Origin of the sequence: Pseudoalteromonas sp. SWN29 (assembly GCF_015864465.1) — a bacterium.
In the GTDB taxonomy this organism is placed as follows: Bacteria; Pseudomonadota; Gammaproteobacteria; order Enterobacterales; family Alteromonadaceae; genus Pseudoalteromonas.
Window position 1 is genome coordinate 66696 of the sequence record NZ_JADYXE010000010.1, and the last position, 26876, is coordinate 93571.

General features: G+C 36.2%; 24 protein-coding genes, 3 pseudogenes and 1 riboswitch. Of the genes and pseudogenes, 15 read left to right on the plus strand and 12 right to left on the minus strand.

The features are described 5' to 3' along the window. Window positions 1–101: 101 nt before the first annotated feature. The 4 genes from I6F53_RS05760 to I6F53_RS05775 all read right to left on the minus strand — a co-directional run bounded on the left by I6F53_RS05760 (window position 102) and on the right by I6F53_RS05775 (window position 4994). Entirely contained in the window at window positions 102–1661 is a 1560-nt protein-coding gene (locus I6F53_RS05760; protein ID WP_197238855.1) for a hypothetical protein, read from the minus strand. 92 nt (window positions 1662–1753) lie between these two features. Then, window positions 1754–3769 (minus strand): GAF domain-containing hybrid sensor histidine kinase/response regulator, encoded by a 2016-nt coding sequence (locus I6F53_RS05765; RefSeq protein WP_197238856.1) that lies wholly within the window; start codon window positions 3767–3769, stop codon window positions 1754–1756. Window positions 3770–3986: 217 nt separating this feature from the next. Continuing rightward, window positions 3987–4208, minus strand: a complete 222-nt coding sequence (locus I6F53_RS05770) for a penicillin-binding protein (protein ID WP_165729518.1) — start codon at window positions 4206–4208, stop codon at window positions 3987–3989. 15 nt (window positions 4209–4223) lie between these two features. Beyond that, window positions 4224–4994 carry an undecaprenyl-diphosphate phosphatase gene (locus I6F53_RS05775; RefSeq protein ID WP_197238857.1) on the minus strand — a complete coding sequence of 257 codons (771 nt, stop codon included), beginning with the start codon at window positions 4992–4994 and terminating at the stop codon, window positions 4224–4226. 235 nt (window positions 4995–5229) lie between these two features. On the opposite strand from I6F53_RS05775, the gene I6F53_RS05780 reads away from it, so the two are divergent. From I6F53_RS05780 to I6F53_RS05790, 3 genes are read left to right on the plus strand one after another with little or no spacing between them, the layout of a single operon-like run. After that, on the plus strand, window positions 5230–5517 hold the full coding sequence (locus tag I6F53_RS05780; protein WP_197120138.1) for a hypothetical protein: 288 nt from the start codon (window positions 5230–5232) through the stop codon (window positions 5515–5517). Next, a complete protein-coding gene (locus I6F53_RS05785; RefSeq protein ID WP_197238858.1) occupies window positions 5514–7109 on the plus strand; it encodes a PepSY-associated TM helix domain-containing protein in 1596 nt (531 codons plus the stop codon). Before I6F53_RS05780 ends, I6F53_RS05785 begins: the two co-directional genes overlap by 4 nt. Continuing rightward, window positions 7106–7351 (plus strand): hypothetical protein, encoded by a 246-nt coding sequence (locus I6F53_RS05790; protein WP_197238859.1) that lies wholly within the window; start codon window positions 7106–7108, stop codon window positions 7349–7351. Before I6F53_RS05785 ends, I6F53_RS05790 begins: the two co-directional genes overlap by 4 nt. Window positions 7352–7360: 9 nt before the next feature. On the opposite strand, the pseudogene I6F53_RS20830 reads toward I6F53_RS05790, so the two are convergent. Continuing rightward, window positions 7361–7480: pseudogene (locus I6F53_RS20830) on the minus strand (patatin-like phospholipase family protein); the annotation flags it as partial. 382 nt (window positions 7481–7862) lie between these two features. Here I6F53_RS20830 and I6F53_RS05795 point away from each other — a divergent pair. After that, window positions 7863–8735, plus strand: a complete 873-nt coding sequence (locus I6F53_RS05795) for an SMP-30/gluconolactonase/LRE family protein (protein WP_197238860.1) — start codon at window positions 7863–7865, stop codon at window positions 8733–8735. A gap of 35 nt (window positions 8736–8770) precedes the next feature. On the opposite strand, the gene I6F53_RS05800 is transcribed toward I6F53_RS05795, so the two are convergent. The 3 genes from I6F53_RS05800 to I6F53_RS05810 all read right to left on the minus strand — a co-directional run bounded on the left by I6F53_RS05800 (window position 8771) and on the right by I6F53_RS05810 (window position 11733). Next, a complete protein-coding gene (locus I6F53_RS05800) occupies window positions 8771–9226 on the minus strand; it encodes an NfeD family protein (protein ID WP_165742026.1) in 456 nt (151 codons plus the stop codon). Between the two features lie 21 nt (window positions 9227–9247). Beyond that, window positions 9248–10201, minus strand: coding sequence for a slipin family protein (locus tag I6F53_RS05805; RefSeq protein ID WP_166421766.1), 954 nt, complete (start codon window positions 10199–10201; stop codon window positions 9248–9250). Between the two features lie 116 nt (window positions 10202–10317). Beyond that, a complete protein-coding gene (locus tag I6F53_RS05810) occupies window positions 10318–11733 on the minus strand; it encodes a diguanylate cyclase domain-containing protein (RefSeq protein ID WP_231616551.1) in 1416 nt (471 codons plus the stop codon). 253 nt (window positions 11734–11986) lie between these two features. On the opposite strand from I6F53_RS05810, the gene I6F53_RS05815 reads away from it, so the two are divergent. Then, window positions 11987–12880, plus strand: a complete 894-nt coding sequence (locus I6F53_RS05815) for a cation diffusion facilitator family transporter (RefSeq protein WP_197238865.1) — start codon at window positions 11987–11989, stop codon at window positions 12878–12880. Between the two features lie 55 nt (window positions 12881–12935). Here I6F53_RS05815 and I6F53_RS05820 read toward each other — a convergent pair whose 3' ends face one another. Beyond that, window positions 12936–17435: an EAL domain-containing protein gene (locus I6F53_RS05820; protein WP_197238867.1), complete on the minus strand. Its 4500-nt coding sequence runs from the start codon at window positions 17433–17435 to the stop codon at window positions 12936–12938. 166 nt (window positions 17436–17601) lie between these two features. Between I6F53_RS05820 and I6F53_RS05825 the strand changes: the two genes are divergently transcribed. The 3 genes from I6F53_RS05825 to I6F53_RS05835 all read left to right on the plus strand — a co-directional run bounded on the left by I6F53_RS05825 (window position 17602) and on the right by I6F53_RS05835 (window position 20243). Next, window positions 17602–18153, plus strand: a complete 552-nt coding sequence (locus tag I6F53_RS05825; protein ID WP_197238868.1) for a hydrolase — start codon at window positions 17602–17604, stop codon at window positions 18151–18153. A gap of 115 nt (window positions 18154–18268) precedes the next feature. Further along, on the plus strand, window positions 18269–19735 hold the full coding sequence (locus tag I6F53_RS05830; RefSeq protein ID WP_197238869.1) for a methyl-accepting chemotaxis protein: 1467 nt from the start codon (window positions 18269–18271) through the stop codon (window positions 19733–19735). Continuing rightward, window positions 19719–20243: a DUF6436 domain-containing protein gene (locus tag I6F53_RS05835; protein WP_166421143.1), complete on the plus strand. Its 525-nt coding sequence runs from the start codon at window positions 19719–19721 to the stop codon at window positions 20241–20243. The genes I6F53_RS05830 and I6F53_RS05835 overlap by 17 nt, the downstream gene beginning before the upstream one ends. A gap of 61 nt (window positions 20244–20304) precedes the next feature. Here the strand turns inward: I6F53_RS05835 and I6F53_RS05840 are convergent, their stop codons facing one another. Together I6F53_RS05840 and I6F53_RS05845 are read right to left on the minus strand one after the other, a co-directional pair. Beyond that, window positions 20305–20862 (minus strand): TMEM165/GDT1 family protein, encoded by a 558-nt coding sequence (locus I6F53_RS05840; RefSeq protein WP_197238870.1) that lies wholly within the window; start codon window positions 20860–20862, stop codon window positions 20305–20307. Between the two features lie 83 nt (window positions 20863–20945). After that, a riboswitch (yybP-ykoY riboswitch) is annotated at window positions 20946–21047 on the minus strand. 734 nt (window positions 21048–21781) lie between these two features. Beyond that, window positions 21782–22351: a peroxiredoxin family protein gene (locus I6F53_RS05845; protein ID WP_197238872.1), complete on the minus strand. Its 570-nt coding sequence runs from the start codon at window positions 22349–22351 to the stop codon at window positions 21782–21784. A gap of 34 nt (window positions 22352–22385) precedes the next feature. Here I6F53_RS05845 and I6F53_RS05850 point away from each other — a divergent pair, with 34 nt between their 5' ends. Continuing rightward, window positions 22386–22532: a hypothetical protein gene (locus I6F53_RS05850; RefSeq protein ID WP_197238873.1), complete on the plus strand. Its 147-nt coding sequence runs from the start codon at window positions 22386–22388 to the stop codon at window positions 22530–22532. 161 nt (window positions 22533–22693) lie between these two features. Here the strand turns inward: I6F53_RS05850 and I6F53_RS05855 are convergent, their stop codons facing one another. Continuing rightward, window positions 22694–23536: an alpha/beta fold hydrolase gene (locus I6F53_RS05855; protein WP_197238874.1), complete on the minus strand. Its 843-nt coding sequence runs from the start codon at window positions 23534–23536 to the stop codon at window positions 22694–22696. Window positions 23537–23810: 274 nt separating this feature from the next. Here I6F53_RS05855 and I6F53_RS05860 point away from each other — a divergent pair, with 274 nt between their 5' ends. From I6F53_RS05860 to I6F53_RS05880, 6 genes and pseudogenes are all read left to right on the plus strand, one after another. Beyond that, window positions 23811–24395 (plus strand): TetR/AcrR family transcriptional regulator, encoded by a 585-nt coding sequence (locus I6F53_RS05860; protein WP_197238876.1) that lies wholly within the window; start codon window positions 23811–23813, stop codon window positions 24393–24395. A gap of 12 nt (window positions 24396–24407) precedes the next feature. After that, window positions 24408–24654, plus strand: a pseudogene (locus I6F53_RS20835) (transposase); the annotation flags it as partial. A gap of 278 nt (window positions 24655–24932) precedes the next feature. Continuing rightward, on the plus strand, window positions 24933–25262 hold the full coding sequence (locus I6F53_RS05865) for a hypothetical protein (protein ID WP_197238877.1): 330 nt from the start codon (window positions 24933–24935) through the stop codon (window positions 25260–25262). A 271-nt stretch (window positions 25263–25533) separates the two neighbouring features. Then, window positions 25534–26127: a hypothetical protein gene (locus I6F53_RS05870; protein WP_197238878.1), complete on the plus strand. Its 594-nt coding sequence runs from the start codon at window positions 25534–25536 to the stop codon at window positions 26125–26127. Window positions 26128–26160: 33 nt separating this feature from the next. Next, window positions 26161–26658, plus strand: coding sequence for a transposase (locus I6F53_RS05875; protein ID WP_197238879.1), 498 nt, complete (start codon window positions 26161–26163; stop codon window positions 26656–26658). After that, a pseudogene (locus tag I6F53_RS05880) lies at window positions 26655–26876 on the plus strand (IS3 family transposase); the annotation flags it as partial. The gene I6F53_RS05875 and the pseudogene I6F53_RS05880, both read left to right, overlap by 4 nt.

Below are 26876 nucleotides of genomic sequence, written 5' to 3' on the forward strand. Positions count from 1 at the left end.
GATATAACAGCAAGGCTACACCCATAGCTGTTTGTTGACCCAAGCCGCCCTTCTCCAAAGGCGGCTTTTTTAATTTATAAAGTTCTTTAAATACATGTTTCTTAAGTACTACCTGGTGAACGACTATCTAGATCATCTGATTTTACTATTATTGAATCTTTGGCTTGTAGCCCTGTCTCAACTTTACCTGCTGTTTTTATTAATATATCTTGGCTTTCTTTATCTAGTTTTGTTATTAAATTTGAAAAACCAGGTATGTTTTTTAATTTATCTACCGCATTTCCTAATTTAACACTTTTATCAAGTGCATCCATAATAGGGTGGTCAGTCGTTTTATAATCAGAAATTAGTTTCCCTGGATTTTCTGCATTAACATGAAGGATGTTAAATAATAGCTTTACACGAAGTTCATTAGATAGATCACCGTCTTTCAATTCTTCTATCTGGGTTGATAAGCCTTCAAATGTCTTACTTAAAACTCCTTTGTGTGTGTATTCTTCGATTAACCTTTTGGAAAGGTTTGCTTTTTTGTTGGCTGAATAAGCTATCCATAAAACAGGTAGATATAGTGGTAAAATTGATAATATAATTTTTGGAGTATCTGACAAAACGGCTAATAGATCTTTATTTAGGCCAATCAGTAAATAAAGATCAACAGCAAAAGGAACTAAAGAAATAGCGACAAGGCTACGGATAGCATTTGTAAAAGTTTTTTTATGATTTTCCATTTCGGTTTTTTCCGATAATGTTTTTTCATCATAAGCACTACTTAAACCTGCAGTTAGTGCATCAGGTAATAACTTAATTATCCTATTATAAACTTCATTATGTTGATTATTATGGTTGCTAAGTTGTTCCTTGTGAGAAATGTCATATTTATCTCGTAATTCTTCAATATCTTTTTCTGATTTACTAACAAGTGATTCAAATTGCTCTGTTTTGACTTTTTTATAATCAATTAGTTCTTGATTGAAATCTGAATAGTTCTTTTTCAACTCATTAAATGAGATTTCAAGTTCATCTTTAAGTCCTTCAATATGCTCTATTTCACCAGTATCACTTTCTGTGTCATACCCTAAAATCTCTTGCCTTAATTCTTTTATTTTACTGTGATGAGATGCAATATTTTTGAGAATGCCTTGAGCTTTAGTTTCAATGCCTTCTAACTCATCAATACTTTCAAGAGCATTAACTAATTTTGTCGGTAAATCACTGTGCTCATCAACAGTTGTTACAAGTATGTCTACATTAGCTTGTAAAGATGACTTTAATTCTTCAGTTTCAGATTCAATACTTTGAATCTTATGTAATAATTCAATGGATTTATCTTGAGAGTTAGTAACTAACTCCAAGTTCTCTTCAATACTTGTCTTGGAGCTCGATACGGAGGTATGTATCGCTTTAATTGAATCGGCATATTTTTCAATTTCTTCTTTTATTTTCTTTATATTTGACCTGTAAGCGATTGCTGATCTTGATGCTGTTTGAGCATCTTTTTGGCTTTCACTTGGTTGTTTAGCTTTTGCTTCTAGTAAATCTAGTTTTTCATCTAGAGCTATAAATTTCTTATCGAATTCGGTGTTTTTTCGTTCGATCGGAACAAGTCTTTCCCAAATTAAGCCAATTTCTTCTCTATTATTTTTTTCACTACCGAATATCATACTTCGCTTTCCTTATGATTCAAATTATTCGAGATAAACACTTTAATTATATTAGTTTTTATTCACTCGTAAGTATATAAAGGTCAATAAGTTTAAAAATCTAGCCGTTTAGCGGCCGATGCAATCGCAATTTCTAATGAGTGCATTTTAAACGGTTTTGATATAAACATATCCATACCGGCTTGTTTGCAGGCAAGTTTGTCTTGTGATGAAGTATTAGCCGTTATGGCCACTATGTAGGTTTTTTCATGCGAGCAGATGTTTTCTGATCTGAGCTGCTTTGTTGCCTCAAATCCATCGAGTATGGGCATTATGCAGTCCATAAAAATAAGGTCATAATGCTTTTGGCGACATTTTAATACAGCATCTTGGCCATCTACTGCTGAGTCTGCTTTAATATTAAGCTTGCCTAAAGAGGCATGAAGTACCAACCGATTAATGTCGTTATCATCGACTACAAGCACTGATAGTTCACTGCCATTGATATCTAACGTTGATTTGAGGTTTTCTTGTTTTTGTTCTGTCCCTTTCTCAATAGGAATATTTACTAAAAACGTAGTGCCTCTATTGGGTGTACTGCTTACCTTTATTGTACCGCCCATATATTCAACAAGCTCTTTTACTATTGCAAGCCCAAGGCCTGTGCCACCTTTTGAGTTTTTAGCATCTACTTCTTGAGAAAAAGGAGAAAACAGTGACTCTAAAAAGCCTTTACTCATTCCTCGGCCAGTATCAGATACTTCAATGTTTAAACTTAACTTAGTTTGTACTTTAGAAAGGCTGGTGTTTAGTGTAACTGAACCATTTTCAGTAAATTTAAGCGCATTACTCAGTAAGTTAGAAGTAATCTGGCTAAGGCGTGTGTTGTCGCTAAACGCCCAGCAGTTATCATCAATTATATTATTTACTTGCAGCGTTACATGCGTGTTTTTAAATAGAGGTGTATACAAAGACGTTAAATCGGTAAAAATTGTTTTTAATAAAAAGTCAGTAGGTTCTAGCTTTAGCTCACCATGATTAATTTTAGAAAAATCGAGCACTTCGTTAATTATACTGAGTAAAATGTCGGCGCTTCTAAGTGCAATTTTAATTTTTTCAGCGCGATCTTCTTCACTGTGTTCATCAACTAATGTGGTTAGCATACCAGTAATGCCATTAAGAGGAGTTCTTAATTCGTGGCTGATTTTGGCAAATAGCATGCTTCTGTCTTCAAGTAAGCGCTCGGCTTGAGCTTGCTTTTGTTTAAGCTCTTCTCGGAGCATTACTGACTCGGTTACATCTTGACAGGTGCCAAATAATCGGACACATCGGCCTTCATCAAATTCGGCCTCACCAAAGGTAGCCACCCATAAATGTTTATTTTTAGCGGTTACTATTTCTAGTTCTAGATTCCATTTTTTGCCTTTTTCTATGGCTAATTCTACCGCGCGAGTAATGCCTTCACGACTTGGACCTTCTTTATAAAACTCGACTGCAGAATTCATTTGCGGTTGAAATTGTTCATCCACCTCATGTATGAGGTATGTTTGCTCGCTCCAGGTAATTTTATCGGAGATTAGATCAACCTCCCACGTACCTATATTTGCAACGTGTTCTAACTTTAATAAAGTATTACTATTTTTTATGAGTTGTTCTTTAGCTTGGGTGCGAGCAAATTCCGATCCAAGCCACTGTGCAAATAACTCAATATAATCATAAGCTGCATCATTAAAAGCTGGAGAGCTGTTTATGGATGAAAAGTTAACGGTACCAAATATTTTTTCACCAATTTTTATTGGCGCACCAATATAAGATTCTAGCTGAAAATTGATATAACAGGGGTGGTTTGCAATTGCGCTTTGAGATGCTTTATGAAAGGCAAGTGCAGAGCCTGCAGCGAGCGTATGTACGCAATAGGTGCCTTGTAATTCAAACACGGTACCGGGCAAAAGCGAGTTGTCGGGGGTTATGGCATGTAAAACGGTATAGCTGTTTTCATCTACTTTACTAATAATACCTAGCTCTAGGTCAAACACTTCTAACCCAAACACTAAGAGCTTATTAATTTTACTTTCAAAATCAAGCGATTGATTCGAAACTATATCGTGAAAACGTCGTAAAAAATTCAAAAGAAAACACCCCGTAAGCTTTTGTTCAATATATATATAATACATAAGCCAGTTAAGGCGTTGTTATTAGTTTAAAATTCAGTTTAGCAGTTTTAATAAGTAATAACTAAAATTGATATGTATTTAAATTTATAACCATATGTTTTTATGAACTAAGTTGGTGGTTTATTAATAAGTAGTATATATCGCCGAGCATGTAATACTCAGCGGTATACTTTTAATACGTTGAATTTGGGGTATATTGCGGGTTGATATCGCCGCCCACTTCTTCTGGATCTACATCGTTAATAAGCAATGTTTCGCGTACAGCTTCTATGTGATCAAGCACTGTTTGGTAGCGTTCGCCATATTCGTACTTTGTAACTTCAATAGCTTTAGGCATATACGTAAAGGCTATTTTAAGTGCGTGGAGTGCTTCTTCGTTTATTTTTTCGCTCATGATTTTCCTCGAATTTTAAATGTAAGCTAGGGTTAATAAAATAACACCAAATACAATACGATAAATACCAAAACTTACAAAAGTGAAGTTTTCTAAAAATCGAATAAACAGTTTAATAGTAAAATAGGCAACAACAAAAGAGGTAATAAAACCCACAGCAAGGGCAGTTAGGTCATCTAAGCTAAACAGTTGGTAATGTTTAAGTAAGTCGTACCCTGAGGCTGCTGCAAGTACAGGTAAACCAAGTAAAAATGAAAATTCAGCGCTGGCTTTTCGATTTAAGCCACATAACATGGCACCAACAATAGAGCTCCCAGCACGACTAGTCCCTGGAATTAACGCAAATACTTGTGCTACGCCAATCCAAAGAGCTTGTTTATAAGTAACTTGGGTTACATCGGTAGTTGTGCAGTTAGCTTCTTTATAACTGCGCTCTAATAGTAAAAAAATCACACCGCCTACAATAAACATAACACCTACTACTGGTACGCTAAATAGTGTTTTTATTACATCGCTAAATATAAAGCCAATAATACCCAAGGGAATAAATGCAATGGCAACTTTAACCCATAAATTGAAGTGTTTAGGGCTGAACTTGTCTTTATAGTTGGCTAGTACTGCTAAAATGGCGGCAAGCTGGATAATTACTTCGAAGGCGAGGTTAGCGTCTGTTGATTCAATGCCTAACCACTTTGACGCTACAATTAAGTGCCCAGTTGATGATATGGGTAAAAATTCTGTTATACCTTCAATAATACCTAAAATAATCGCGTTAATTATATCCACGGTTTACTGCTTCCTGAAAATTAAAAAGCCCGAACTCGACTTAACTGAAATGACGCATTACTGCGTACCTAAATTGCGAGGCGTAGCATAAAAGCTCTTAAGGCAAACCAACAGTGTTTTTAGACTTAATTTGTTTAATAAATTGCATTAAGTATTAAATGCACAATATAATGACAATTGTTATCATTTGCATGTGCTGTTTTGTATATGTTTGGACAAATTTAATGAGCGAATAATGAATAATAAAAAAACGTTTACAGCTACACGCCGAAGGCACTTAATTGCGTGTGTATTAGCGCTAGTTACTGCGGTAATAATGATTCCGGGTATGACAACCTATTTACCGTTTCAAATGAATGAACAAATATTACTGCCTATTTTACTTTTTCCTGTTATTTGGACTGCGTTGTTTATTTATGCGTATTTGGCGCAAAAAGTATGGCAACCTTTTGTAGTGATGATTGCACTGTGTGTATCACATGGTTTATTGAGTTTTTGGGCGTTAACGCAGGGGCAGGGATGAAGTCGATTACTTTAAAGAAGCTATTTTTATTACATAGCTGGGTAGGAATTATTACTGCTGTGCTGCTATTTATCGTCGCATTTAGTGGGGCATTAGCGGTGCTGTCGCGACCTGAGTTAAAAATATGGGCAAATCCAGAGTTACAATCTAGCCAACACGTTGCCAGCGCGCAAATTAATCGACTAGTAAATGAATACCATAAACAAGTACCTAGTGAATTTGGCAAAAACATTCATGTGTTTTTACCAAGCGGGCATAACTTTCATTTATTAACGTTGGTATTTGAATCTCACCATGGCGATGAAAATTATGACCAAGAGGTGGCCAGAGTATTTCAGTTTCATCCCAATACATTGGCGCTGGAAAATACTTACTATGGGCCTAGTAAAGAGTTTTACGCCAATAAAAAAACGGATGCGCCAACCTATATAGGTGAGTTTCATGCAGATTTGCATTTAGGACGACCAATTGGGTTAATACTCACTGGGTTTTTAGGTTTAACGCTTTTAGTAAGTGCAGTGACAGGCTTGTTTATTCATCGCAAATTGATAAAAGAGCTCTTTACGTTTAGGCGAGATAAAGGGTTAGATATTGCAGTAAGCGATGCTCATAAGGTTATAGGTATTTGGGGCAGCGTATTTAACATTGTGATTGGTTTTACAGGATCATTTTTAGGGCTCGCGACCATTATTTTACTACCAGCAGCAGCGTTTGTGAGCTTTGGTGGCGATCAGGATAAGTTAATAGAAACGTTTACCGCCATTCCTGAGCCTGTAGTTAACCACATTAAGCAACCTACAAAAATAGACACTATTTTAGAGCATGCTCATAGCCGTTACCCTAAAGCAATAATTAGAGATGTAACTATAATGGCGCATAACGATGCGAATGCGCAGGTATATTTGCGTTTGTTAGGTGGCGAGGCTGTTGCTTCTCAGTTACTGCATTATCAGGGTAATGGTGAGTTTGTGCAGTCGATGAGTAGTTTTGGTGATATTTCAGGTGTTTCGATAAAAGTAATTGAGTTGATGTTTCCGCTGCACTTTGGGAACTTTGCAGGAGTGTTTGTAAAACTGCTTTGGGTATTACTTGGCTTATGTACTGCGCTTTTACCTATTTCGGGCATGATGATGTGGCTCACAAAGCGTACGCGTGGCAGTAGCCCATCGCTTAGCATGCAGGCATATACACGCTGGAATCGTTTTATTATTGGCAGTTGTGGAGGCTTGGTATTAGCAAACTTTGTGCTATTTCCTGTGCAAGTTGTACTTAATTACACCGTTGTTGGTGTGGCGCAAAATAGCTTTTTTGGTCCTGTATTTTTTTATACCTGGTTGGGATGGTTACTTTTAAGTGCATTGCCTATGGATTATAAAAACTATTTTAAGCTGACTCTTTTATTATGCGGCGCTTCGCTTGCTGTAGTGCTGCCGCTTAACATTATATTTGGAGTGAGCAATGTTGTTAACTTTAATAGTTTGCTTGTTGCGGTAGTAGATATAAGCTTTATGGTGGTGGGTGTTGCGTGTCTATTTGTTGCCTTAAAAATAAAAAACACACAAAAATTACAAGTTGAGGTACAACCCGCATGAACGAGTTACTAATTATAATTGCGATGGTGAGTTTATTATTAATGATGATCAACATACGAAAGAACACACTCGCAATACCAACCAAAATACTTTTAAGTGCGCCGTTATTTGGTTTAGCACTGATATGCTTTATAGGTGTTTATGGTATTTTAGGCGGTGCAATATGCACCGTTGTAGGAGCTATGTTAGCTGGTTTACTAACCGTAGTTATTGCGGGTAAAGCACCGCAATTATTAGGTTAAAGAATACAGTTATTTAGCTAAAAAGGCCTTAGCAGTATCAACTCCTATGTTGTAACCACTATTAAGTATTTAAAACTTTTTAGTGGTACGCCCAACTTTAAAATTAGCCGGTGGTGCAATAATATTGATTTAGCAGTCACTAGGGCGTGTTGATCTTTGTGGATTGAAATTTGTTCAATCTAGGGGCGATTAAATCGCGGCGCGAGGTTTGTAACCTAGTGGGCTAAGTAAAAACCGAGCAACAAAGAGTTAATCGTCCCTAGAAAGAACCCTTTGGGCAGCGCATGTTTGGTATTTATGCTGCGTTATCGCCTATTCATGGGGAATAACCACACTACATAGGCTCCGCCTTGCCTAAAAACCAAACAGTCTGCTGCAAATTCACCCACCAAAGGTCAACACGCCCTAGGGCGTGTTGATAAATTAAAGCCAGGTACACATCGCGAAATTAACTGTTTTCTGGTAAAGTTTGGGGTTACAAGGCTTTGTTAATAATAAAGAATAAGTATTTATGTTTGATCCTAGCGTAACCATTTTTGAAAGCACACAGAATCATCTTGCAGAAAGTCCTCTTTGGCACCCTATGCTGAATACTTTTTTTTGGGTCGACATAAATAAAAAACTACTTTTAAGTAAAAATACACACAACGAAAGCCAACTAAAAATAGTTAATATGCCTGATACGCTCAGTGCAATAGCGTGGATTGATGAGCAGCACTTGTTACTCTGTACAAGTACTGGTTTATATAAATATCATATTAATTCAAACACTCGCCATCTTATCCTCAATATTGAAAATACACTGTTAAACAGGCTTTCAAACGATGGCCGCGCTGATCCATGGGGTGGTTTTTGGTTTAGTACAATGGATGTAAATGCTAAAAAAGGTGATGGTAAAATATACCGTTATTATAAACGCCAGCTTAAAGCCGTTGTAAGTGACTTGAGTATTCCAAATGGATTGTGTTTTGATAAGGCACGTTTACGTGGCTATTACTGCGACTCTTTAACGAGTTGTATTTATGTATTAGATTTGGATGAGCAAACTGGCGAACCTTGCTCTGAGCCACGTGTTTTTTATCAATTTAATAATACTGATGTTGATCCCGATGGCTGCGTAACCGACCAATTAGGTAATTTGTGGCTAGCTGTGTGGGGAATGGGGTGTGTTATATGCTTATCTCCAGGCGGTGAGCTAATTAAAACAATAAAGCTTTGTGCAATAAAACCGACATGCACTGCATTTGGAGGTGAAAATGCTGAATTGTTACTTGTGACATCGGCATTTGATGAAGCGATTAATAATACTGTTACTGAACAAGGCGCTGTATTTAAAATATCAGATATAAAAAACGGGCAGTTTGAGCCGCCCGTTTTACTGTAACTTACAATTTACAGTGTTTGTTTTTAAAGTGATGATTAGCTTTTAGGCGTAACCCACATAACACCCACTTCTTTTTTGGTTACTAAAACCTCAGTACCGGCACCAATTGGTTGCTCACTTTTAAGCTTCCAGCTAATACCTGAATATTGATGTGTAGTTAAACCTTGTTCTGTTACATCGCTAGTAAGTACAAAAGTAAGTTCAGCAAAATCACTATTTACTTGCTTTTTATCTACGCGATTTTGCATTTGTTTTAATGGTTTCCAAAGTACAACGGCCAAACCTGCTGTTACAATTGCATTACTCCAAAGGGCGGTGGTTAATGAGTCGGGTAAAATACCAAAACTCATTAATAATCCTGTGAGGAATAACGATAATCCAAAAAACAACAAAATAAATGTAGAAAGGCCAAGTACAGCTACTTCTATTATTAAAGCAACAATACCAAGTACCATAAGTGTTTGCGGTAAATTTTGCGTAATAAAATCCATACAAACCTCTTTATTTAGTTATTAACCCAAATTCTTTTTATTTAAACTATTAATAATTGCCATACCTTGCGCAACCATTGAGCTTGCATCTGTCGCGTTGTCTGGCAGTAATACAATTGATGATTCACGAGCAATCGCTTCTTTAGCTGCAATTGCTTTAGTTGCTAAGTCTAACTGAATTGCTTTTTGGCCTTGCTCTGTATCTGCAGCTTCACCTATTTTAATAAGTGCATTTGCTTGTGCTTCAGCAACAGTTGTAATTGCAGTTGCTTCACCCTCAGCGCGTAAAATTTGCTCGGCTTTATCGGCTTCTGCAGCAAGTACTTGTGCTTGCTTTTTACCTTCAGCAACGTTGATATTTGCTTGGCGGTCACCTTCTGATTCTAAAATTTGAGCACGTTTAACACGCTCAGCTTTCATTTGCGCTTCCATCGCTTCCATAATAGAGTTAGGTGGCACAATATCTTTAATTTCGTAACGAAGTACTTGAATACCCCAAGGCTCAGATGCCTGATTTATAGCAGCAACAATGTTGGTGTTAAGTAAATCACGCTCTTCAAATGTTTTATCAAGCTCCATTTTACCGAGTTCTGAACGCATTGTTGTTTGCGAAAGTTGCACAACTGCAAACGTATAGTCGTCAACGCCATAGGTTGCTTTGTACGGGTCTAGTACTCTAAAGTACAGTACGCCATCAACTATAAGTGAGATGTTATCTTTAGTGATAGCTGATTGCGACGGTACATCTTGAGCTTGTTCTTTTAAGCTACGATCAGCCGAGATCCTATCAATAAATGGAATAATAAAGTTAAGGCCGGCTTCTTTAGTCGATTGGTATTTACCAAATCGTTCGATTAACCAGGCGCGGTTTTGTGGTACAAATTTAACGCTACTTTTTAAAAGCACGATAACAAAAACAAGTAAAAAAGCCTCAACAGTAAAAATCATGTCGAGAATTTGTGTGACTGGGTCCATTTAAACATTCCTTATAATAATTAAACGCTGAGTGGTTGTATTGTTTATAATTTCAGCGTGTATAGATTATCACTACAGCGAGCTTTTAACCACTAAAACTCACGTAGCACGCCGACTTAGTTGGCTTTCTCAAACCGGGCTATTTTATTCCTGCCTGTTTCTTTTGCGTTATAGAGGGCTATGTCGGCGTTAGTTATTACTTCTTTAGGTGTTGTTTTTTGACTGGGTATAAAGCTATAAAATCCAATACTCAAAGTAAGGTATTTACTGGCACTTGAAAAGTTATGTTCAATTGCGAGTTCTGCAATTTTTTCCTGAATCAGAGCCGCAAATCTTTGACAATGTTCTGTATCGATTGCGGGTAAAATTATCGCAAATTCTTCACCACCGAAACGAGCGGCTAAATCACCTTCACGCTTGCAAAGATTATGTAGCGCTTTGGCCACTTGTTTTAACACTTCATCACCTAGCTGATGTCCGTAGTTATCGTTATAACGCTTAAAAAAATCAATATCACACATTATTAAACTAATAGGCTCTTTATTACGTGCGCAGCGCTTAATTTCGCATTTTAAAGTCTGATCAAAACAGCGTCTATTAGCAATGTTTGTAAGGCCATCAGTATTAACTTGTTTGTTGAGTTTATGGTTGGCGTTAATGAGTTGCTGCTGAGTTTGTTGTAGCTCTTGTTTGTAATTTAAATTTTTGAAAGCATTAGCGAGCATTTCACCCACTAACCTTAAGCGAATGAGGTCTAAATCAGTCCAGTTTCGATGTTGAACAACACAATCACAGCCAATAAAACCAACCAGTTCTTTGTCATAACGTAAACCAATACAAAGTACCGATTTTATTTTTTGTTGCTGAAAAATTGTTTTTTCACTTATTGCCTGAATAGGTAACGTCGCTACATCGTTAACTCTGAATAAGTGAGTACTGACCATTGAACTAAAAAAGTAAGGGAGAGTGTTTTTTGGAAGATCCTGTAAGTCCTCTTTAAATGCTTGTATACCATTATTGACCCATTCGTGAGTATTATTGATGGTTTTACCATCTTCGGCGAATTTAAAAAGGTAACTTCGATCTGCGTGGCAAACTGTACCGACTGCTTTTAATGCATAATTGATATGCTTATCAACATCATCATTTTGAATATCAATTAAGTCAGTTGAAATGTTCGAAATAATGTTTCCAAAATCATATTGTTCATCTACATTGTTATTTAATATATCGATGATGATAATTGAGTTTGAGTTAAGTAATTTTGCAAATTTTACATTGAGTAGTAATTTGGACGTTGGTTTTGATAGAACAAACTGGCATTGGTTATTTGCCATAAAATAATCAATGAAGAGTTCCTCGATTAAGAGCTCTTTTTTACTATGATGATTGGTTAACGTAATATGTGAAAAATCAGCTTTTTTAAAATGTGGTTGTTCTTTTAAGTCAAATAGCCTCTGCGCTTGGCTATTAACTTTAAATATATTCGTATTGCTATCATAGAATAAAACGCAAAACGGCAGTAACTCCATATTTTGCCATGCTTGATCTGCTTGGTTGTTATCCACTCAACTCTCCATGTACTTAAGCCATAATTTTGTTATTTTTCTATTTGTATTTTTATTGTTCTCACTTACTATTAGCACAATTTTTTTGATTATACTAAGTTTTTAGTGCGTTTGAGGGCTGTACGTATTATAATTGATACTGTATATCATTACCCTTTTCCATTCTAAGCCATCATTGGCTTATTTGCATTTTAAGTATAGGTTATTTAAGCATTTCATGACAGAAATCACTACACACCAAGCCTCGCGTCGTCGGTTACTTATTGCGCTAGCAATTACGTGTTCATTTATGATAATTCAGGTAATAGGTGCTTATTACTCTAACTCGCTTGCTGTACTTGCTGATGCTGGGCACTTGTTTGTTCACAATAGTTCGTTGTTTATTGCACTTATTGCGTCAAGTCTGGCTATTCACTTTGCTAAAACCTACAACGATGGTCATCAACGAGCTGAACTCATAGGTGGGCTAATAAATGGCTTTTTATACTTAGCAATCAGCTTAGTTATTTTATACGAAGGTGGTGAACGGTTTATTCATCAACATGAAGGTAATGAGCTGGCGATTAATAGTTATTTGATGTCGGTTATTGCGGCAATTGGCTTTTTGTTTCATGGTGCAGCTGCATGGGTTTTATATAAAGGCCGTAAAGCAAGTATTAATGTTTACGCGGTATTTTTACATTCATTCTTTGATTTAATTTCAACCGTATCGACATTTGTTGCCGGCATTCTTATATATTTTACGGGCTGGGTTGTTATCGATATTTTATCGAGCATGTTAATCGCTTCTTTCGTATTATTCACCGGTATTAAGGTTATTATTCGTTGTATAAAAGGTTTGCGTTTAAATAAAGCAAAACTCCCTAAGGCTACTGATATTGAAAGTGTAATTACAGATATGGAGCATGTTCACAATGTTCACAACGTCACAGTAACGCGTAAATACAACGGTGTTGTAGTAGGAGCGCACGTCGTACTTAAACAGCATTGTACGATTGAAAAACATGATGAAGCATGTCGTTTGAAGGTCGAGCAACTTCTAGCTGAAAAATTTAATGTACACAATAGTGTATTACAAATAGAAAGCCACGAATGCCATCACATCCATTAATACAAGTTAGTTACTATTAAAAGCGTGCAGAGTTGATAGGCACGCTTTTAACGCTTCAAATCAAATCAATGATATTGCTAAAACAATCGCTTTTGCGTAGGTCTTTAGCATTCATTGGTCTTGCAAAGTAATAACCCTGCAATACATTGCACCCAACTTCAGCTAAAAATGCCATCTGTTCGCGTGTTTCCACTCCTTCTGCAATGCAGTAAAGATCTAAGTTTTTTGCTAGCGAAAAAATGGTTTTAATAATCGACTCATCCCCTTTATCTACACCAATACTATTTACAAAGCTTTGATCTATTTTAATAACATTAATAGGGAATTGGCTCAAATAAGTGAGTGATGAGTAGCCCGTACCAAAGTCGTCAAGTAATAATTTAAACCCAGCCGCTTTTAAGTTTTGTAGTTGTTTGGCTGCTTTAAGTTTATCTTCTAATAAAATGCTCTCTGTTATTTCAAGCCTTAACTGTTTTGGGTGTACTTGAGATTCAGCTAATATGTACAGCAATCGCTGCGTTATATTTGTTTTTAATATGTGCTTAGGCGATAAGTTTAAAGATATATAAAACAATGGGTTTTCGTTGAGTATAGGGGCAAGTTCAATAAGTGCTCGGTGCAAGGCTTGCTCAGTAAGGAGTTCTATTAAACCGGTTTCCTCTGCGACAGGAATAAAGAGAGCTGGCGATACTAACTGACCTTTATTCTCCCAGCGCATAAGTAACTCAACACCATTTATTGTTTTTTCTTCTATATCGATAATAGGTTGATAGTGATTAAAAAATCGGTTGTCTTTAACTGCATCTTTTAAATCATTTTCAAGAAGTAGCTTTTGTTTTATCAGCTCATTCATTTCATCGCTAAAAAACTTAAAGTCGTTTCTCCCGTCTTGTTTAGCGTGCATCATCGCAATATCGGCATTACGAATAAGTATATCGGTGGTTACAGCATCGAATGGATATAAAGCGACGCCAATGCTGGCTGAAATATTAATAGAGAAGTCTTCAATAATGACTTTATTAGCTAATTCATTGCTAATTTTCTTTACTGTATTGCGAAGAGATTGCAGCGATTCTATATTTTGAATGAGCACTAAAAATTCATCACCACTTTGGCGGCCAAGTTTGGCATTTTCGCAAAGCATACCGCTTACTCTTTGTGTAATATTACACAGCAGTTTATCACCCACTGCGTGACCAAAAGAGTCATTAACAGGTTTAAATTTATCTAAATCAATAAATAGTAATGCACATTGTGTATTATTTTCATCGGCATATCTAATCGCTTTTTCGATGTTTTGATACATTAAACTACGATTTGGTAAATGCGTTAGAGGATCAAAATTAGCTAAATAGCGCAGCTCGTTTTCAGCACGTTTTTGTTCGGTTAAATCTGTAATAACAACTACGTAGTAACTAGCAGTATCTTTTGTTACAGCTGTAGCACTTATATGTATTGGATGTTCGTCATTTCTCGCTGTTTTTATATAAGTATCACTTTGCCAGCTTTCTGTCGGTTTTAATTTTTTTAGAATATGAGCAAATTCTCTACATTTATTTTTACCAATGGCCTTAATAAATAACTTCGGACTAATTTTAGTCACAGCTTGTTCATTTGAAAATGTTTCAATAAAACTGTTATTTGCTGAAAATGGCATTAAATGTTCATCGAGTATAAGTAACCAGTCGTTTATTTGACTAAACGCTTCACCTAAAATTTTTGCTTGTTGCTCATTAGCCCGTTGCTCGGTGATATTGGTATATATGCCAGAAACATATAACGGCTCATTTGTTTGAGGATCATATATAACTTGCCCTGTATCTTGATACCACAGCCAATGCCCACCTTTGTGCTGTAAGCGATAAGTTGCTTGCCAGTTTTGATGCTTTTTGTATTTGAAATAGTTTACCCACTGACTTTCAAAGTGGCGTTGATCATCGGGGTGTATAAGTGCTAAAAATTGTTTTATATGTACACGTTCAGGTAAATCTGAATAACCAAGTTCAATTCCTCTGAGTGTATTTACAGAGTTATCTTTAAAGCGATAATTCCAAACACCGCTTTTATTATTTTTAAGGGCTAGCTCTGTTTGTTTTTGCGAATGGATAGTGGCTCTATGTGCCTGTTCAATTGCAACTTGGCGGCTTCGATACTGCCAAAAAATAAAAAACAAAAGCCCAAGTATTAAAACTATATAAGCGGCAATAGCAAAGGGCGACTTCCATGGCGCGTAGGCTACATTGATATTAAGCGTAGTCGGTTCGCTTGTAACAATGCCATCACGATTATGCGCTGATATTTTTAGTGAGTAATTGCCAGGTTGAAGCTTTGTAAAAAACACTTGGTTAGACTGTAAGTCTTCGTATGTAAGAGATGTAGGCCCTGAAAGAATTACTTTATAATATGCTTTATCAACATTAGGGTAAGAAAAGTTAGAAAAGCTAACGGTCAATCCCATGTCTTCATAATCGAGATCAAGCGGTTGGCTAAGGTATTTATTAGGGTAATAATTGAGCTCTTTAGTAAAAAGACTGATATCAGTAATAGCTAGGTTACTTTTTTTAAGTTGTTCTTTTTCGTTAAAGTCTAAAGGGTCAAAAAGTAGTGCTCCTGCATTACTACCAAATATAAGATGACCATCGCTTAATGTTGCTGCTGCTATGGGTGTAAATTGATTTATATTTAAACCGTCTTTTACTGAATAACTCATTACATTGAGTGTATCTAGGTTTATTTGATACAAACCATTGTCGGTACTTACCCATAAAAAACCATTTTCATCAGGAAGTAATGAGTAAATAGAATCAGTATTAAATGAATTTTTTAATCCTATATAGTGCTTTCTTTCATAAGTAATTGGGTCAACACCAAGTAAACCTTCGTTGGTTGTTGCTAACCATAAGATATTTCGCTTTGTATCTAAGTAAAAATTTTCTACAGTATAAAAAATATCTTTTTTAGGATTAAATGACTGAAATATAGTTGTTAATTTTTGATTTTTTTCGTTGTACCTTAGAAGACTTTTTGACGTACCCACCACAAACTCTTCAGGGTGCGTTTTAAGGGGTTTATAAAAGGCGTAAGAAAATAAAGGATCGACTTGTTCTTTAAGCCCTTTAATAATTCTTGTTTTTCCGGTTGCTTCATTAAAAACATAAAAGTTATCATCAGACATAAATGCATATTTGTCGGCGGCTAATTGGGAAAAACCAAATAAATTGGGCTGGTTAATTACATTATTATCAGTGTCTTTATTCTCAATAACTTTACCCGTTTGTTTATCAAAAAGTTTAAACCCGTTAAAAGTTTCAAGCCAAAGGTATTGATCTTCTCCAATTGAAGAAGCAAATATATCGTATACCGCAGATGTTCCATATATCGCTTTTGAGTCGGTGGAACTTAAATACACATTGCTTTTATTTGTTGCTTTATCGTAGCGTGCAATTCCATCTTCGGTTCCTAACCATATAATATTATTATTGTCTTGATAGGTTGCATGAATAGTGTTGTTGCCAGGTAAGGAGATGTGTTTAAACCGTTGGGTTTTAATTGGCCAGGTAAACACGCCTTGGGTTCTAGATGCGAGCCAAAGCACGCCAGACTTATCAACCATGAGGTCATTGATAGAGTTTTCATTAATATTAAACTTACTTTTTTCATAATTTAATATGAACTCTAGTTCTTTGGTTTCACGGTGATAACTGAACAATCCACTTTCGGTTGCAACAAACTCGCCGTAAACAGTATTGGCATAATCCCATATATTATAATCAGGAATTAGCGTTGTAATATCAGCTGCAGATATATTTTTGTTATTATCAAATGCTAATTGATACATACCTTCAACAGTACCAACAAGTAATCCTAATTCACTATCAACACTTAAAAATTTGACGTTTACATTATCTATCGTATTTTTTTCAGGGGGATGAAGAGGAATCTTTACAAGCTCTGAACTATCTATATTTGCAGTGTATAAACCATCATTTGTACCAATATATAAAGTGTTTTTATATATTGTTAATGACCTAATGTAGTCACCTTTATTGGGGAGGGTAAGCTTAAGTGTAAAGCGTTTACTCATCTCATCATATGTATATATTTGACCATCTATAGCAAAGTAAAAAGTATCTTGCTGCTGAGTCATTGCGGAGATTGGAGAAAACATCTTTTGTTCTTTATCTATCTGACCAGAATAGATTTTTTCAGTTTTTAAAGTGAGAGGGTCTATTATATATGCACCGGAAAGGTCGGTTGAAACTATGATTTTTCCATCTTCGGCTTTAAATAAAGCATAAATATAGTATTTATCTAACCCAAAGCCACCATTAAAGGTTTTTACATTATAACCATCAAAGCGATTTAAACCCTGTTGGGTTGCTATCCATATGTAGCCAATTTCATCTTCTTGTGATTGCAAAACGTAGCTTTGCGAGAGGCCTTCATCAGTAGAAATACGTTGTAATTGTTGAGCATAGTTTTGTGATGCAAAAGTGCTTTGAATGCATAGTAAAAAAATAATGATAATATGATAAAAAAATTTACTCAAACGCACTTATAAACACTCTCAGTGGTAGATAGGTTGGTACTTAGCTAGATAGTGAATATAGCATAAGTTTTTATTATTTAATTACAAATAATATACGTTCAGTTAAAAGTTTTATTTTCAAATAGTGAGCTAATCTATAAAGATAACAGTTACTACTTATGAGGAGAGTATAGTGGTTTTATCTAATATTGATGTAAAAAATAGCATATTATTAATTGTAGACTTACAAGAGTTGCTCGCCCCTGCAATTAAAGATTTTCCGAATATTTTAAAAAGTACGTTGCAGTTATCGCAGGCTGCTATTATTCACGATATACCAGTCTTAATAACAGAGCAATATGTGAAGGGTTTAGGCGAAACTAATCAGCAAATCAAAAATATGTTGCCCGATGCCGCGTATTTTCATAAAACTTATTTTAGTGCATGCGAAGAGCCTGGCTTTGTTGATAAGTTAAAAAACTATGGTAAAAAGCAAGTTGTTGTTGTGGGCACTGAAGCGCATGTGTGTGTTTTACAAACATGCTTAGATTTAATTCAAAGAGGTTTTGAGGTCATTATTATTCAAGACGCTATCGGCTCTCGAAATCCTGAACATAAAAAGCTAGCAATTGATCAGTTACGACAAGCTGGGGCTGTAATTTCATGTGCTGAAATTGTTATTTTTCAGTGGACAAAACAAGCTGCAACACCAACGTTTAAAAAAATATTACCTATAATAAAATAAGCCTATTTGAGTCTGTCTCAATAGTTTGAAATTTTATTCGAATAAGTGCTCCAGTTTAAGCTTTATTACGTATAATGTTGTGTGTTTAGTAACCTACAATATATTTAAGGGTTTTATGTCTAGTGTCGCTCGGTTGTTTACCATTATTTTTAGTCTTTTATTTATTGAGTCTATTGGTGTTGGTCTGTATTTTGGTACGTTAACTCAAGCTTTTATTATTGGTTTGCCACTTTGCTTACTCCCAATTTGGTTACTCAGAACGCATCCAGAAAACGCTGTAACCGCACACGTAGTTGCAGCCGCTATTATGATGTTCTCCTTTTTGCACATCCAACAAACATTCGGGCTAATAGAAGTCCACTTTGAGATATTCATTTTAATGGCTGTACTTATAATGTTTGTACAGTGGCGTGTTTTTATAACGGCAATTATATTTGTTGCTGTTCATCATTTATCTTTTTATTATCTTCAAACTCAAAATACAGGTTTCTACGTATTTGATCCGGATAGACTCGCTTTTACTACAGTACTTATACATGCAGGATATGCGATTGTTGAAGTGCTAGTTGCAGGTTATATAGCTAAAACATTGCAACGTGAGCGCCGTGCAGGCTTGTCATTAAGTTATGCGACAGAGCAAATAATGGAAGACCCTGAAAATATTAAACTTTCCCTACGTGCTGATGATACTAAAAGCGATGCTGTGGTTGGATTTAATACATTGCTAGACTATATATCTGATGTTATTAAGCAAGTTCAAGCGCAATCAGAATCACTGCAAAAAAACTCGCGAGAGCTTATCGAAGTTCATGACCAGCTTGCAGATGGAGCTGTGCATCGTACACAGCAAACGGATGATATAGCGAATTCAGGCTCACAAGTTGCACATGGCTTTAAGCTTGTTGAAGAAGAAAGTGAAGCGCTTAAGAGTCAAGTCGACCATATTACTAAAACTGTCAGTAATGCATTAGAAGATGTTCATCAAACAGATTCGAAAAGTAGAGAGTTATTAACGTTACTTAACCACACAGAAGAGCAAATAAGTCATTTAGTTGCAGCTGGGGGTGTTATTTCTGGTCTTCTTAATGAAATATCGGGTATCGCTGAGCAAACAAATTTACTTGCTTTAAATGCGGCTATTGAGGCTGCCCGTGCAGGTGAACATGGACGAGGTTTTGCTGTTGTTGCTGATGAGGTGAGATCACTTGCAAATCATAGTAAAGCGACAACAGACAAGATTGGTTTAACACTCAAAGATCTCGTTAATAATAGTAAAACATCAACACAATCAATGAGTCAGTGTGTAAATTTTGTAGTTGATTTAACAAGTATCAGTACCGCAATGAAAGAGAATATTTCAGCAATGAGTGAGCAAATAGCCGCTGTGTCTTCAAGCTCTGACTCGGTTGCACAAGTGGTAGCTGAGCAAGCAGGTAATACTGAGTTAATAGCAAGTAGTACCGATAATATGCGACAAAATCAATACCAAGATACGCAAATAGTGCAGCAGTTAACCGCTAAAGTGCAGCTAATAGATGTAAGTATAGATGTACTAGAGCAAAGCATTGCCAAGTTTAAATAAATCTAACACTTTCGTATTTTTGCTCATATCTGCATGGCTAATTTGCGTTGTTGCAGGGTTAATTTATTTTCAATTAGAGCAGCTTAAACCATTTGATAGCTCAAAAGTTTTATTGCAAAAGCAGTGGTTTAGTAACTTTAAAAAGCAATTGGATTGGGATGACACTGGTGAGCCGACGTTAGTACTCATAACAGAAAAAAACTGCGGGTGTACTATACAGGCTAAACCGCATATTTCATCGTTAACCTCTTTTGCTGCCAATAAAGCTATGAAGGTTGTACAAGTTGAATTAACACCAAAGCTTAAACACGTTATTCCGGCAACGCCTGCCGCCGTTATTATTAATAAAAACGGTGAGTTTGTTTATGCTGGGCCGCTCTCTGAAGGATTAGCGTGTGCTCAGGGAAGTGGTTTTGTTGAAACTGTGGTCACTAATCTAGCCGCAGGTTTTAACTCAAACCTCTTAATTACACAAACCAAGGGATGTTACTGTGTAAATAATGCATAAATAACGTGCAGGAAAAACTAAAGCTCGCACTTAAATCAACAGCTGCGAGCTTTAATATTGATTAAATTGTCACTAACCCATAAATACCCAATAACACAAACACACAAGCAGCAATAGCACGTACGGTGTTTAGAGATATTTTTTTTAGTAATGCATTACCAGCGTATATAACAGGTACGTTAGCAATTAGCATACCTAATGTGGTTCCTACCGTTACCCAAAACACAGACTGATATTGCGCGCCTAATAACACCGTCGCTATTTGTGTTTTATCACCAATTTCTGCAATAAAAAATAATACAAAAGCGACTAAAAAAGCCCCGTAGCTATCGTATTTACTACTTACAGCTTCGTCTTTGTCTGGAACTAATAGCCAAAGGCCAACAACAATAAAGCTGATGTTTACAAGCCAAGGTAAATACTCAGAAGAAAAACTATTACTTAACCACTGACCAAACCACGCTGATAGGTCATGATTCAGTAAGGTTGCGGCTAAAATACCAAGAATAAGCGCGCTTTTATTACGAAAACGGGCTGCTAATAGGAGTGATAAAAGCTGAGTTTTATCGCCTATTTCGGCAAGTGTGACAGTGACGGTTGAGGTTAAAAAAACTTCCATTATTGATTCTTACAGGCGGGAATACTAAACCAAGGCAAACAACTATCTCCCGCCATGAGGATAGTGTCTACCTAGGTCTCGCCGATAACGCTTGCTACAACATTACAAACTTACCATGCACTGAGGTGCAATTATGTTGATAAGTTTACTCATTACTGAGCGGGCTACTCCCCTAAGAGGTGGGCATTATTCCACAAAACTTTTAAGCGGTAAATATTAAGAATAGAGCATAGTTAATTTATTTAAGAACAATAAAATTAGCTTTGGTAATTGGCCAATAGTCAGAAGATAGAAATTGGCAGGCATTCAAAAATTATTATGTATAAGGTAAATATTTAACAACTTTGATGTCTGTAAACTAATACGCATTGATTAATTTAGGCATTTTTTTTGCAAAGGGTGCACACAGAGAAAACGCCTAAAGTTTATGCTCCGAAGAAAACACGATAATCATAAACCTTATGTTTTCTTTCAACCATAGGCATAAGTTCTGTGGTGATAAATTCAAGTAATTTAGCACCACTACCTACACCACAGGATCACCAAGATTATTATTTAACGTCGGATAAAGGCCATGTAAGCACTAGGGTCTGTTTATCTTTGCGGATTAAAATTTGTTCAAACTAGGGGCTATTTAATCGCGGCGCGAGGTTTGTAACCTAGTGGGCTAAGTAAAAACCGAGCAACAAAGAGTAAATAGCCCCTAGGAAGAACCCTTTGGGCAGCGCCTGTTTGGCATTAATGCTACGTTATCGCCCATTTATGGGGAATAACCACACTACATAGGCTCTGCCTTGCCTAAATACCAAACAGACTGCTGAAAATTTAACCTTGGAAGTTCAACAGACCCTAGGTATTCTCTATCCCAATAGCAATTACTTTAGGTGCAGAGCGTTGCGTTTTGTTTTCGTCAGTCTTATTAATCTTTAGTAAAATTAGCGGTTACCGCTCCCATTACCGCATCTTCACTTGCGCGTAAACGATAATCCTTCGATTGATCAATCCATAGAATCTTGCCGTTCTCATCAATTAATATCGACGTTGGAATAGACATCGGTTTATATTTCATTTTCCAAGGCAGGGGCATTGATATACCAAACATACTAATCAGATTTTCCGACGTTGCGCCTAATGCTTTGTGATGTTCAACGCCGTATTGTCGGATGATATTTAGTTCAGGATCTGCCACCAAAGTGTGGCTAATATTATCTCGTATTTTATGCTCTTTTTGCTGTGCAATGGTATCGTTAGAAATACCAACTATTTGAATGTTATATTCATCTAGTTTAGGTTTAAGCGTCTCAAACATAACCAGTTCTGCCGAACAATAAGGGCACCATGAGCCACGGTAAAACTTCAATAATGTACGCTTACCTGCCAATGAGCTAGAGTCAAAATTTTCAGTTTTAAAGGTTAAAAGATCATCACCTACCGCTATTTTAATACCACCAATAGGTGTTTCTGCTGTAGCAAGGAAAAAAGTAAACATTGCACTGGTGGATAATACCAAAAGTGCTATCACAATGATTAAAACTGTTGAAATTAACGATGTAGGTGTTGTAAAAAGTGTACTTATCGCCCACACCGATAATAAAGAGCTAATTGCCATTGCAATCTTAAGAAACACAGGGTTCTTTGGTGCTTTATTCTGCTTTAATTTAGAGAAGTAATGTACCAATGCCGTATTTAATAAAACGAAGCTGACGATAGAAAGTAGCATATTTTTATGGTCCTAATATTATAAATAATGAGGAGTAATACTTTACTCCCCACATAAAACAATTGAAGTTATCGTCTAGTTAAGCGCTAACAACATGGTTCTTAAAACGTCCTAACTAAGTAGTAAATTTAAGTACTCTTTCTCGGCATCAATTTGCAGGAAGTGACCCGCCTGTTTGATTTTATTGACCGTCACATTTTTAAATGTATTTAAAAGAATTGAGCCAGGGCCTTCCCACGGTTGATTTGGATCTTGCATCGCCCAGATCAGGTTTACATTTTTCAATGCTTCCATGTTCGCCAGCGTATCTTCATTAGTTAGGCTACGGAGAAGGTGAGCAAATTTAACACGGCCCGTTTCAGTGTTTAGTTTTGAATCAAGAAATACTGTTTCCAAGACTTCATCAGTTATCTGTTGTTGATTGACAAAAGTTGCACGAACCAAAGGGGCAAGTTGTTCTGCAAGCATTCCGCTTTCTGCTGCTATCTCAAACTGCTGTGCGTTTGCCGCATCAATCAAACCTTGCATTGCAGGTACTGGCCACGTATCTGCTGTTATCGCGTTGGATATTGTTGCTTTTTGAAAGACAGCTTCATTTGCTACCATCAAACCTTGAGCGACACCACCACCAATATCATGAGCGACAAGCCAGATATTCTTCCAACCTTGCGCAATAATCCAGTCATTCAGTAAGTTTGCACTTGCTTGAATACCATACTGGCTTTTATCAGTCACTTTTGTTTCACCAAAACCAGGTAAGTCAGGAGCAACAACAAAGTATCCTTGAGCTGATAACGCTTCAATGACTTTAGTCCAAAGTAATGCATTCGCCGGAATACCATGAATTAATAACGCGACAGGGTTGCCTACCTTGCCAGCTTGAAGTACAGAAAGGTCAGCACCATTTACTTGATATGATACTCGGTTGATTACGTCTGATTTAAATGCTGTCATTTTTTCTCCAATTAGTTATTTAAACGTAGTAAAAGATAAGTTGATTGTCTCTCGTTGATGAAGTGAACTATAAGTCAGCTTGAACGACTGTTCAAGCTTTATCTTGAGCGATCGTTCAGGTTGGTCTTAACTAATCAGCTATTTTATTGATTTTATGGGTTTTACTATGGGGTAATTTATTTTCTTTGACTGAATATATGTTTCTCTTATTTACTCTGAGATGATAAAAAAATATACTTGAACGTGTGTTCAATTTGAAGTTAAAGAGTCTGAGATGTTAAAAAAAGCAAAATTTGATCGCCAAGAAGTAATAAACAAAGCCACAAATCTGTTTTGGAAAAAGGGTTTTCATGCGACATCAATGCGTAACTTACAAGATGAAATAGATATGCGTCCAGCTAGCATTTACGCTACCTTCGGCAGTAAAGAGGGATTATTTAAAGAAGTATTAAGAAATTATACCGACATAGGGTTGGCAACAATTAAACAGTGTCAAAATGAGCATGGCTCGTTATTAGAATCACTGAAAGCTTTAGTTAAATCACAAGTGATGCCAACACAAGATAACTCAACTAATACAGTGTGCATGCTGGTAAAAACAGTAAACGAATTAACTGAAGAATCGCAAGAGTTAGTGGATATCACTAAAGCACATCTAATGGAATTTTTAGCAGCATTTGTGCTTATATTAAATAAAGCAAAAGCAATGGGTGAACTAGATGAAAGCAAAGATGTTCAAGTAATCGCAAATTTTTTACAGATCCAAATGACAGGCTTACGCACTCACGCTAAAATAATTACTGATAAAAATGAGCTAGATGAGATGATAAATTCCATGTTTAAACACTATCCTTTTTAAACCATGTGGTTATTTATTATGTTATTTAAAAGACTTAAAACGTGTCCGCTGCAAAAGTAATATATGCTAAAGCTGCCGATTGAAACAGGGCGACAGGTGTAGTTTATAAATAATGAATCACACAAAAAGCTGAGCTATATAGACAAAATGAAAGTAAAAATAGACAGCCCAATCGGGCGACGACCGCTGTTTATTAAAGAATGGCATGAATAAATTGACCTTACGCGAGCAAACGAAAGTTAATGCCCTCAGTGCATAATGGGGTAATTGAATTGCCTTGTTCATAATATAGAAAAGCTGCAAAACACGATGCATTAAGAAGGGTAAGCCCTTTTAACCTCAAGTAAGCCACTCCGACACCTGTAATCCCTTCTAAAACGCCAATTGAAACAACACCAAACACTTTTTTATACGTTACGTAAAAGTACAGTAATCAATTGAACCAAAATAGGAACTCAGCTATGGTTTGTTTATCAATAAAAATAAATAATAAAACGAGTTAATCTATGGGCTCGTTAGTTGCCTCAAGGATAGCTCATGTTTCAAATGTTGGTGATTTGCCTTTTTATTTGGTCGATATTTTCATTTATGAAAAGCGTAAGTATATTCATAGCAACTTGGAAAACTGAAGCTCCAATGCATTGGCGCGTATGGAACGAACCAGAATTCATAGATCTTTACAGGCAAATGTTTACATATCTTTGGCCTGTAGTTTTTGGCAAAGCATGTGAAGATGCAAATTCAGATTTACTTGTCAAAAAGCGTAATGACATTAGGTTTACTTTAATCATTTCTGTTTTATTATTTATTGCTGGTACTGCTTTTAATGGTCTCTCCTTTGAGGTGTCACCGCGCTGGGTAAGCTAAACGGCAACTAACTATAAGCCGCTCAAGCAGGACAAAAAACAGTTTGCTGTTTGCGTTCCTCAACATTTTAGCAAACTATTTCTTGCCTCTTAGCGGGGCATTTAGGCTGTAGAATTACTCTTTTTTAAGAAAAACAGCCTGTTTATGGGTTCCAAATTCATTACCTAATGCTTTAAAAGCGATTAGAGTTAATTACAGGAACTCGTTTTTTAATTTAATTTGGCTGTCAGAGTTATTCTACAGTCTCGTTATGAATACCTTGGATTCTGTAATGAATGATGTACCTTTGAAAGTTGAACATCCCAGAGATTTTTCTGCTAGAGCGGAAGTACTAAGCGGGATTTATTTTAGCATTGCAGAAAAAGAATATTGCGAAAGCCTGAGAATAAGTAATATCAATACCGAACAGTTAAGTGATGAAGATAAATATCTATTAAATGGAAAATCTACTGAATCTAAAATAAAAGCAATCGTATTTTCAGCAATGTGTGTTGAAGCTGCAATAAATGATTATGCAGGATCACAGCTTGGAGATAAATACTATCAGCAGCACTTAGTCAACTTAGATGTAGTGTCAAAATGGGTTGTTATTCCTCGATTAATTTGTGGTAACTCTTTAGATAAATCAGGACCAGCTTTTGCTAGTCTTAAAAAATTGATAAAAGCTCGAAATAATCTTATCCATAATAAATCATTTGAAATGGATGCATCTGATCCAATAGCACTTGTAAATAAAATAGATAAACGAGAATTAGAATTCGAAGATAATTTTAATAATTCACTTCGGACATTATATTTATTGAGTATGGAAATGAGTTACGTTGTAGCCCTCTCTGTCAGACTAGTTGTCGCGCTTAATATTTAATCATTAAAATTAAGTAGAGGGCGTGGAAAAACAATGCCAATTTATTCAACGCAGCAAAAAGAGTCGGCTCTTCAGAAAATGATGCCGCCCAATAATATATCGATATCAAAATTGTCTATCGAAATGGGTATTGGTGAATCAACCTTGTATAATTGGCGAAAACAAGCAATTGATAAGGGGCATCTAGTGCCAGGTGATGGAAGTAATGCAGAGCAATGGTCTTCAGCAAACAAGTTCGCAGTTGTGCTGGAAACAGCGACGTTAAATCAAGCTGAATTGGCTGGATATTGTCGTAAGAAAGGACTTTATGCAGAACAAATAGCGGCTTGGCGCAGTGCTTGTATGGATGCTAACGCTAATGTAAAAGAGCAAGAGAAAGCCTTCACCATCGAAGCAAAGAAAGATAAAAAACAGATCAACCAATTAGAAAAAGAGCTACGCCGAAAAGATAAGGCGCTCGCTGAAACAGCAGCACTACTGGTGTTAAGAAAAAAAGCAAATGCGATCTGGGGGGAAGCCGAGGACGAATGATCCTCGACTCAGCTCGCATTCAAGCGGTTGAATTAATCAGTGAAGCGGTATTTTCTGGTGCAGCAAGGTTTAAAGCCTGTGCTGAGCTTGAAATTAGCGTAAGAACTTATCAGCGCTGGATTGTTGAAGGTGGCGTTAAAAGTGATGGAAGGCCAAGCGCTAATCGCCCTACACCTAAAAATAAGTTATCAAGCGAAGAACGAGACCATTTATTAGCT

Excerpts from the sequence above, each read along its gene's own strand:
- I6F53_RS05760 (WP_197238855.1), bottom strand. The coding sequence starts at position 1,661 with ATGATATTCGGTAGTGAAAAAAATAATAGAGAAGAAATTGGCTTAATT.
- I6F53_RS05770 (WP_165729518.1), bottom strand. The coding sequence starts at position 4,208 with ATGAGCGAAAAAATAAACGAAGAAGCACTCCACGCACTTAAAATAGCC.
- I6F53_RS05780 (WP_197120138.1), top strand. The coding sequence starts at position 5,230 with ATGAATAATAAAAAAACGTTTACAGCTACACGCCGAAGGCACTTAATT.
- I6F53_RS05785 (WP_197238858.1), top strand. The coding sequence starts at position 5,514 with ATGAAGTCGATTACTTTAAAGAAGCTATTTTTATTACATAGCTGGGTA.
- I6F53_RS05790 (WP_197238859.1), top strand. The coding sequence starts at position 7,106 with ATGAACGAGTTACTAATTATAATTGCGATGGTGAGTTTATTATTAATG.
- I6F53_RS05795 (WP_197238860.1), top strand. The coding sequence starts at position 7,863 with ATGTTTGATCCTAGCGTAACCATTTTTGAAAGCACACAGAATCATCTT.
- I6F53_RS05800 (WP_165742026.1), bottom strand. The coding sequence starts at position 9,226 with ATGGATTTTATTACGCAAAATTTACCGCAAACACTTATGGTACTTGGT.
- I6F53_RS05805 (WP_166421766.1), bottom strand. The coding sequence starts at position 10,201 with ATGGACCCAGTCACACAAATTCTCGACATGATTTTTACTGTTGAGGCT.
- I6F53_RS05810 (WP_231616551.1), bottom strand. The coding sequence starts at position 11,733 with ATGGAGTTACTGCCGTTTTGCGTTTTATTCTATGATAGCAATACGAAT.
- I6F53_RS05815 (WP_197238865.1), top strand. The coding sequence starts at position 11,987 with ATGACAGAAATCACTACACACCAAGCCTCGCGTCGTCGGTTACTTATT.
- I6F53_RS05830 (WP_197238869.1), top strand. The coding sequence starts at position 18,269 with ATGTCTAGTGTCGCTCGGTTGTTTACCATTATTTTTAGTCTTTTATTT.
- I6F53_RS05840 (WP_197238870.1), bottom strand. The coding sequence starts at position 20,862 with ATGGAAGTTTTTTTAACCTCAACCGTCACTGTCACACTTGCCGAAATA.
- I6F53_RS05845 (WP_197238872.1), bottom strand. The coding sequence starts at position 22,351 with ATGTTTACTTTTTTCCTTGCTACAGCAGAAACACCTATTGGTGGTATT.
- I6F53_RS05850 (WP_197238873.1), top strand. The coding sequence starts at position 22,386 with ATGATTAAAACTGTTGAAATTAACGATGTAGGTGTTGTAAAAAGTGTA.
- I6F53_RS05855 (WP_197238874.1), bottom strand. The coding sequence starts at position 23,536 with ATGACAGCATTTAAATCAGACGTAATCAACCGAGTATCATATCAAGTA.
- I6F53_RS05860 (WP_197238876.1), top strand. The coding sequence starts at position 23,811 with ATGTTAAAAAAAGCAAAATTTGATCGCCAAGAAGTAATAAACAAAGCC.
- I6F53_RS05865 (WP_197238877.1), top strand. The coding sequence starts at position 24,933 with ATGTTTCAAATGTTGGTGATTTGCCTTTTTATTTGGTCGATATTTTCA.
- I6F53_RS05870 (WP_197238878.1), top strand. The coding sequence starts at position 25,534 with ATGAATGATGTACCTTTGAAAGTTGAACATCCCAGAGATTTTTCTGCT.
- I6F53_RS05875 (WP_197238879.1), top strand. The coding sequence starts at position 26,161 with ATGCCAATTTATTCAACGCAGCAAAAAGAGTCGGCTCTTCAGAAAATG.